The organism is Azonexus sp., from assembly GCF_036170495.1.
Classification (GTDB): Bacteria; Pseudomonadota; Gammaproteobacteria; order Burkholderiales; family Rhodocyclaceae; genus Azonexus.
The window spans coordinates 1-4,974 of the sequence record NZ_JAVHPH010000149.1 but is presented as its reverse complement, the minus strand read 5'-3'; the positions used below and the strand labels follow the sequence as shown (position 1 = coordinate 4,974).

The following is a 4,974-nucleotide window of genomic DNA, read 5'->3' as shown; positions in this document are numbered from 1 at the left end:
GTCATCTGATGGCCGGCAATCTTTATCTGATACCGGTGCCGCTTGGCCCAACTGCACCGCAAGAGTCGCTGCCGGCAAATGTGCTCGCCACTATCCGCCCATTAACTCATTTTGTCGTCGAGCAGGCCAAGACTGCGCGCGCTTTCCTGAAGGCTGCGGGAACCAATTTGCCCTTGCAGGAACTGCAACTTCAGGAGCTGAACGAGCATACCAAAGCCAATGAACTTGACCGTCTACTCGAACCATTACGCGCCGGTCACGATGTTGGCTTGCTTTCAGAGGCGGGCTGTCCGGCTGTTGCCGATCCGGGGGCCAATCTTGTGGCGCTGGCTCAAGCCGAGAATATTCGGGTTATACCGCTCATTGGTCCCTCTTCGCTCTTGCTGGCCTTGATGGCCTCAGGGCTGAACGGGCAACGCTTCGCCTTTCAGGGCTATCTGCCCGCCAAGGAAGCGGAGCGGTCGAAAATGCTGCGCGACCTGGAAAGCGAATCAAAAAGGCGTCAGCAGACCCAAATATTTATCGAGACGCCGTACCGCAATCGGGCCATGTTTGACGCCATTCTTCAGTCCTGCCTACCAACAACCCGGCTGACCGTGGCAACCGATCTGACCCTGCCCGGCGAATTCGTGCTGACGCGCTCGATCATGGCCTGGAAAAAACAAACGCCGCCCGAAATCGAGCGACGTCCGACGGTTTTTCTGTTGCTGGCCTGATTTCTAGCGAAGACTGACGCCAGCGGCGCTCTCCGAAAAGCCTTTCCAGAAACCGGCAAAGGTGCTCGCACCAATGCGCTTCGCAAAACGTTCGGCAATATTGTCCTTGACCGAGTAATCAAGCACTTTCTCGGCCTTGATGACATCGCGAGCTACCGAATCGACGCTACCGAAATCGTCAGCCAACCCAAGCTGAACGCTCTGAGCCCCCGTCCACATCAAACCTGAAAACATTTCTGGCGTTTCCTTGAGCCGCTTACCACGCCCGGTTTTGACGACATCAATGAATTGCTGGTGAATGTCGTTGAGCAAAGTCTGCGCGTGAGCCTTGTGCTGTGGCGCCTGCGGAGAAAACGGGTCAAGAAAACCCTTGTTTTCGCCAGCTGTCAACAGGCGGCGCTCTACGCCAGCCTTGTCCATCGTACCGGTAAAGCCGAATCCGTCCATCAGCACACCAATGGAACCAACAATGCTGGCCTTGTTGACGTAGATGCTGTCGGCTGCCGCGGCGACGTAATAACCGCCCGAAGCGCACATGTCCTCGACTACCGCGTACAGGAGCTTGTCCGGATGCTTGCCGCGCAGACGGCGAATTTCGTCGTTGATGATCCCAGCCTGAACCGGGCTACCGCCTGGGCTATTGATCCGCAATATGATTCCGGCCACATTTTTTTCTTCGAAGGCGCTGTTCAGTGCAGCGACGAGATTTTCTGCATTGCTCTCGCCTTTTGCTTCGATGACACCATTGAGGTTGACCAGGGCGGTATGGCGTTCCTGATGTTCGGCGCCAGCCCCCCAATCAACGACGGCAATCAATACGACCAGAAGGTAAACGAAGCCAAGTGCCTTGAAGGCGATTCCCCAGCGACGCCGGGCACGCTGCTCGTCGAGAGCGGCAAACACCAGTTTTTCGAGGGTTTTCCGTTCCCAGGCGGAGTCATTGTTGGGCGGTTGGGGGCTATCCATGATTGTTTTCTTGCTCTAAATAAATCTGTCCATCGATCTCTTGTACCTTCAGGGGTTTCAATCCCCTCCCCTGACAGCGGCCACCGAGACATCTGCCTGATTCTGGAGCATAAAGTGCGCCATGAATCGAGCAAATCAAGTATAGCTTGGAATCATCAAAGAATTCGCCGGGTTGCCAGTCAAGTTCAGCAGGAACGTGCCCGCACTCGTTTAGATAGGCATGGACCAGTCCATCGAAACGTATGACAAATGCCGGAGCATAGCGTCCGTGGCGCTCGACGGTAAAACGAAACCCCCGCCCAGCATTTTCAACCTCATAACCGGCACAGATCAGGCGCAATCCTGCAGCCACCGATCAAGCTCCTTTACACTATGCAGGCAGGTCACTGGCTTGTGTTCCAGCAGGTGGTCGTGCGAATGGGCGCCATAGGTAACCGCCAGGCTATCGACGCCGGCGTTGGTCGCCATCAGCAGGTCATGCGACGTGTCGCCAATCATGACTGTTGATTCTGCGGCTACGCCGAACTCAGCCATCAACTCCTGCAGCATCTGGGGGTGCGGCTTTGAATGACATTCATCTGCGCAGCGCGATGCTTGGAACAGAGGACGCAGCCCCGAATGGTCGAGCGCCCGTTCAAGACCAAGCCTGCTTTTGCCCGTGGCTACGGCCAGAATATGCCCCGCCGCCGCGAGGCGTTGTAGCATCTCGGGCACACCGTTGAACAAGGTCAGATTCTGATCGCCGGACAGATAGTGATGACGATAGCGATCGACCATAGTCTGCGTACTTTCGGGTGGCAAATCCGGCACGGCATGGCGCAAGGCGTCCGCCAACCCCAGACCAATAACGTGGCGGGCGCGGGCATCATCCGGGACTGGCAAGCCCAAGTCGCGGCAAGACGCCTGGATGGCGTGAACAATGGCGCCAGCCGAGTCGAGCAACGTGCCATCCCAGTCAAAAACTACCAGTTCATATTTCATCGATGGCTTAATATTTCGTCCAGATTTTCGGATTTGAATTCCGGGTCTTTTTTTCGGTTGACCGTGGCAATGTAACTGCCAAAGCTGTTAGGCAACGGTGCGATACACTCGACCGGCACGGCCGTTAACGGATGGCGAAAAGCCATCCGCCAGGCATGCAATGCCATGCGCTTCAGGCCATCGCGCTTGAGACTCTTGTTCAGCGCGAAATCGCCATATTTCTCGTCACCGAGAATCGGGAAGCCAAGATGCGCCAAATGGACCCGAATCTGGTGTGTGCGCCCGGTTTTCAGCTGCGCTTCGAGCAGGCTCATATCCGACCAACGCGCCAGCAAGCGGAAGATGGTGTGCGCAGCCTTACCCTCGGGATTGACCGAAACGCGACGCTCTCCGCCTTCGGTCAGGTACTTGAGCAAGGGCAGCTTGACGTGCTGGGTGGCGTTCATCCAGCGCCCCTTGACCAGAACCAGGTAGCGCTTGTCAGCGCCGGCCCCATGTTCGCGGAACATGTCGTGCAAGGCAGTCAAGGCCAGTCGCTTCTTGCCAACGAGCAGAACGCCAGAGGTTTCCCGGTCCAGTCGGTGCGCCAGTTCAAGGAACTTGGCTTGCGGACGCTGCCGGCGCAAGGCCTCGATGACGCCAAAACTGACGCCGCTGCCACCATGCACTGCAATACCTTCCGGTTTGTCGATAACGAGCATTGCCTCATCTTCAAAGATAATCGGCAAATCGACACGCTCCTTGGCGACTTCATCGACCTCGTTTTGCGGCCGCTCGGCAATGCGGACCGGCGGAATTCGCACGCTATCACCGGCGCAGAGACGGTAGGTTGCATCAACTCGGCCGCTATTCACCCGTACTTCCCCGCTCCGCAAAATACGGTAGATATGGCTCTTCGGAACCCCTTTGCAACGGCGAATCAGAAAGTTGTCGAGGCGCTGCCCCTCTTCTTCTTCGCTGATCACTACGTGCGTGACTGAATTGTTACCTGGCCCGGTCATTTTCTAATATACTGCCTGCGTTCTACGTCTCGGTTTGCAAGAGATGCCGAACCATCAGACCGTTTATGCCCTCGCGCTAAAAGCGCGACCGCTAGGCGGCAGGCTCGAAAGTCTCACCTGTGCCAACTGCCCAGGCCAGACCAACGTAAAACGACTGGTTAAGTTCACTCACCAAAAGTAGTGATGTTAATGGATAAGCCCACTGTAAGCACGCACGGATTGCCCGTTGCAGGAATTTTCAGGCCACGCATTTCAATAAAAAGCACGTGACCGTTTGTTGATCAGCACATTCACCATCGCCTTTGCCCACCATCATTCATGACGCAACCCGATAACTGAAACTGTCGCTGCCTGCCCGGGCGTTTCGTTGCAGCGTACTGCTGTGCGCTGGAGCCCGAAAACAATGAAACGCATGCTATTCAATGCGACACAGGCGGAAGAACTCCGTGTCGCCATTGTCGATGGTCAGAAACTGATTGATCTCGATATTGAGTCCTCCGCCAAGGAACAACGCAAAAGCAACATTTACAAGGGTGTCATCACCCGGATCGAGCCGTCGCTCGAGGCCTGCTTCGTCGACTACGGCGCTGACCGACATGGCTTTCTTCCTTTCAAGGAAGTCTCCCGAGCCTTCTTTCAGCCGGGCACAGAAGCCGGCCGTGCCCGCATCCAGGATGCGCTGAAGGAAGGTCAGGAACTGATCGTCCAGGTCGACAAGGACGAGCGTGGCAACAAGGGCGCCGCCCTGACCACCTACGTTTCGCTGGCCGGACGCTACCTCGTTCTAATGCCGAACAATCCGCGTGGCGGTGGCGTATCCCGCCGTGTCGATGGCGACGAACGCGCCGAACTGCGTGATGTCATGGACCAGCTCGAAGTACCCAATGGCATGAGCCTGATCGCCCGTACTGCAGCCATCGGTCGCCAGGCCGAAGAACTGCAATGGGACCTGAACTACCTCTTGCAACTATGGACCGCCATCGACGGTGCCGCCCAGCAGCAAAGCGGTGCCTTCCTGATCTATCTCGAAGGCAGTCTGGTCATCCGCGCCATCCGCGACTACTTCCAGCCTGACATCGGCGAAATCCTCATCGACACCGACGAAGTCTACGATCAGGCTCGTGCCTTTATGGGCACGGTCATGCCGGGCAACGTCAATCGCGTCAAGCGCTACCGCGATGACGTGCCCCTCTTCTCCCGCTTTCAGATTGAACACCAGATCGAAACCGCCTTCGCTCGCCAAGTCAATCTACCGTCCGGTGGCGCCATCGTCATTGACCACACGGAAGCATTGGTTGCCGTCGACGTGA

6 protein-coding genes are annotated in these 4,974 nt (G+C 56.7%); 2 read left to right on the top strand and 4 right to left on the bottom strand.

Annotation, left to right across the window (positions count from 1 at the left end; genetic code table 11):
- Positions 1-8 precede the first annotated feature (8 nt).
- The gene (locus ADADOO_RS04665; protein WP_511275428.1) at positions 9-716 is read left to right on the top strand and encodes an SAM-dependent methyltransferase; all 708 of its coding nucleotides are present in this window, start codon (positions 9-11) and stop codon (positions 714-716) included.
- A 3-nt stretch (positions 717-719) separates the two neighbouring features.
- Here ADADOO_RS04665 and ADADOO_RS04660 read toward each other — a convergent pair whose 3' ends face one another.
- The 4 genes from ADADOO_RS04660 to ADADOO_RS04645 are packed head-to-tail and all read right to left on the bottom strand — an operon-like array spanning position 720 to position 3,664.
- Positions 720-1,682 carry a S49 family peptidase gene (locus ADADOO_RS04660; protein WP_511275426.1) on the bottom strand — a complete coding sequence of 321 codons (963 nt, stop codon included), beginning with the start codon at positions 1,680-1,682 and terminating at the stop codon, positions 720-722.
- Positions 1,675-2,034, bottom strand: coding sequence for a Rieske (2Fe-2S) protein (locus ADADOO_RS04655; protein ID WP_511275425.1), 360 nt, complete (start codon positions 2,032-2,034; stop codon positions 1,675-1,677). The genes ADADOO_RS04660 and ADADOO_RS04655 overlap by 8 nt, the downstream gene beginning before the upstream one ends.
- Complete coding sequence (locus tag ADADOO_RS04650; protein WP_511275423.1) at positions 2,013-2,663, bottom strand: HAD family hydrolase; 651 nt, start codon at positions 2,661-2,663, stop codon at positions 2,013-2,015. The genes ADADOO_RS04655 and ADADOO_RS04650 overlap by 22 nt, the downstream gene beginning before the upstream one ends.
- Positions 2,660-3,664, bottom strand: coding sequence for an RluA family pseudouridine synthase (locus tag ADADOO_RS04645; RefSeq protein WP_511275421.1), 1,005 nt, complete (start codon positions 3,662-3,664; stop codon positions 2,660-2,662). Before ADADOO_RS04645 ends, ADADOO_RS04650 begins: the two co-directional genes overlap by 4 nt.
- A gap of 403 nt (positions 3,665-4,067) precedes the next feature.
- Between ADADOO_RS04645 and ADADOO_RS04640 the strand changes: the two genes are divergently transcribed.
- Positions 4,068-4,974, top strand: a 907-nt coding sequence (locus ADADOO_RS04640) for an Rne/Rng family ribonuclease (RefSeq protein WP_511275419.1), incomplete at its 3' end; no start/stop codon positions are given.